At 30.9% G+C, this 2,777-nt stretch carries 2 protein-coding genes; both read right to left on the minus strand.

What is annotated here, in order from left to right; all coding sequences use genetic code 11:
* Positions 1–12: 12 nt before the first annotated feature.
* Entirely contained in the window at positions 13–126 is a 114-nt protein-coding gene (locus F6K13_RS26960; RefSeq protein WP_287288985.1) for a response regulator, read from the minus strand.
* A gap of 76 nt (positions 127–202) precedes the next feature.
* Positions 203–1,348, minus strand: coding sequence for a response regulator (locus tag F6K13_RS26965; RefSeq protein WP_287288986.1), 1,146 nt, complete (start codon positions 1,346–1,348; stop codon positions 203–205).
* Positions 1,349–2,777 lie beyond the last annotated feature (1,429 nt).

Raw genomic sequence — 2,777 nt, forward strand, 5'->3', positions numbered from 1 at the left:
CAGCAGAGGCAGCTAAAGCTTTGCTGTGGTTACGCTCAATGCATCAAATCCTGACTTTTGTAGACATTCAGTCAAAATACTAGCTTCAGTTGGGTTATCTTCTACAATTAATATACTTGCTTTCATAACTTTCTAATTGTTATTTAATGTTTGTCCAAAATTTTACTTATATTAATAAATTTTTTGTTTGCCAGTTGAATTTTTAAGTGTTAGGCAAATGTTTTTGGATCATTTTTAAGATTTCTTCTGGTTTAGGAGGCTTACTCAAAAAGTCGGCTGCTCCTATTAATTTAGCCCGACTGCGGTCTATCACATTATTTCGATGGGTAAAAATAATGACTGGTATTTTTTCAAATGCTGGTGCTTTGCGTAAAAATTGATAGACAGTATAACCATTTGCATGAGGCATTTCTAGGTCAAGAAAAATTAAATCTGGTTTATATTCAGCTATTTTAACAAATCCTTTAATTGGATCTTGTATACTGATAAACCTATAACCAGCAGGTTGCACAATTTTCTTTAATGTTTCAGTCACTACTGGGCTATCATCAATACAAGCAATTAATGATTGTTTTTTGGATGTAGTTTTGTCTGTACTTTTCTGAGAATTAGCTGTTGTTAAAGATGATTTTATAGGTGATGTTGATAAGTCTGGTACTGTTTTTAATTGAACTAATCCTTTTTTGACTAAAGGAAATAAAGTTTTAGTTACAGCTAATACTGATTTTCTTAGTTGATAGGCAATATCCCATATAGTTAGGTCCCCATGTAAGTATTTACCCCAACCAGATAAAGCTTCTGGTTTAACAGTTTTTGTCATGACAGGAACAAGATTGGGGTTAAGACTATTGAAACCTGCTTTTTGCCATAAATTTTGCATTTTATTAACTTTACTAAAAATTTCTTCTAGTTCTCTATAGCATAGAGCTAAACCTAAAGATAATTCTGATTTATTATCTGGACTTTGCTCCCACTGGCATGTTAGATCTACGTAAAGACTCAGGGAAAATAATATTTCTAATGTGACAGTACGAATGACTTTTTTAGCCTGATAAAGAGTAATTTCATCTCTTGTTATTCCATCATATAGTAGAATATATTCCCAAGGTTTTTCTTGATCTGATAGTTGTAAAGTTATGGGTTTCCATTTAGGACAGTGCAATTCTATCGCTCGTTGCCAACGTCTCACTCTATGAAAGTTACCAGTAGTATAGAGTAATCTACCATAAAATATATAAATGTTTCCTTGTTTTGCATGGCTATTTAATAATAGGTTGCCGGTTGCCATTCTTTGACTAAGGATGTCTATTTCTTGTGCTAATTTGATTATTTTGTTGTTTGCAGACATGAATCTTAAAGGTTCAATATGAAAACTCGATCACCATTCGAGTTATGAATATTTGACAACATCATTTGTGGCCATCTGCTTAACTTTCTAGATTAGTTTTTCCTCTCAAGAAAATGACAATACAATAAAATTATTTTAATATTTTCTCCGTTAATCATATTATATTATGATTCTTAATATTTGAACAGAAAATAATTATTTAATACATTTTAAAAATGTTTTATTGTATTGATTGCATTAAAATCAGTGGTTTTTTTGTTTCATATGATCAAATAAACTAGATAATGATCATAAATATTTAAACAGTAAAACTACGTTAATTTTATCATAAAATTAATATTATTAATCAATTTCTTGATTAATAATATTAAAATAAGTCGCTGAAAAAACACCATCGTTTATAGTTATAGTTGATTGACATCTATGATCATATATATAAATTATTCTACACTACTAAATCTAAGTATATTTACTATGTGGACAATGTTTTTGACAGTCGCCTTATATATAGCAATCCGCGCATTGGTTGTGACAATTTTTATAATAGTTAATTGGAACTGAAAACCTTTACAATTATGACTCCTGATGACTGCTCCCTAACTGTTACCAAAATATTACAACTTAAATAGGATTGCTAAAAATTTATAAACGATCAAAGCCTTGCTATATTTTACTAATTAAATTACAAAATTCAAAAGCTAATGAACCTCTCAGGAATGTTAAGTTATCAGACCTCTAAACAAATTAAGTTAAATTAATATTTATGATGTAAATTCTAGGAGTGATAGCCACTTAAACATTTTTTTGCACTATGAATTTCTCATATACCCCCTTTTCAGAAGTTAGGATACATATTAGTTATTGAAGTATTGAAAAGGCGCAATCAAGATATATTGACGACCTTCAGCGATCGGTTAATATTTTTAACTTTGCACTTTTATAAGGAGTCTGTAGACACGGATTGACTTCCCTTGGGTATCTCTCATACACCTATAAATTTTCACTGATTCAATTCTTTAGAGTCAACAAAATATAGTAAAAGTATTACGAAATGATCAAAAGGCCACCTAAAGGCCATATTAAACACTTAAATTTTTGCTAATTTGAGACAAATATAAATAGTTACATTATGCTATGATTAATGTTGGTAAAAATAAAAGTATGTTGTATGTATAGCAGTGGAAGGAAAGGGTGTGGACATATGAAAAACTTAAAACTCAGACAACACAAGATTTTTCCAACTTCAGTCCTTCCTTCTGCAATACATATACTAGATAATAACTAGAATTAAACCCCCATCAAACAACCATAAGGGGGTTGGTAAGGGGGTGCTGGTTTCCCCACTCCTCCACAGGGTGGGGCGGAAAGCACCCCCTTACATAAATAAATGTTGATCCGCTTCGATCAAGATGTTTGTCTACCTCCCGAC

It is taken from the genome of Okeania sp. SIO2B9 (genome assembly GCF_010672505.1).
GTDB classification, from domain to species: domain Bacteria; phylum Cyanobacteriota; class Cyanobacteriia; order Cyanobacteriales; family Microcoleaceae; genus Okeania; species Okeania hirsuta.

Bases quoted from the DNA above. Each gene is read 5' to 3' on its own strand.
- F6K13_RS26965 (WP_287288986.1), bottom strand. From the start codon at position 1,348: ATGTCTGCAAACAACAAAATAATCAAATTAGCACAAGAAATAGACATC.
- F6K13_RS26960 (WP_287288985.1), bottom strand. From the start codon at position 126: ATGAAAGCAAGTATATTAATTGTAGAAGATAACCCAACTGAAGCTAGT.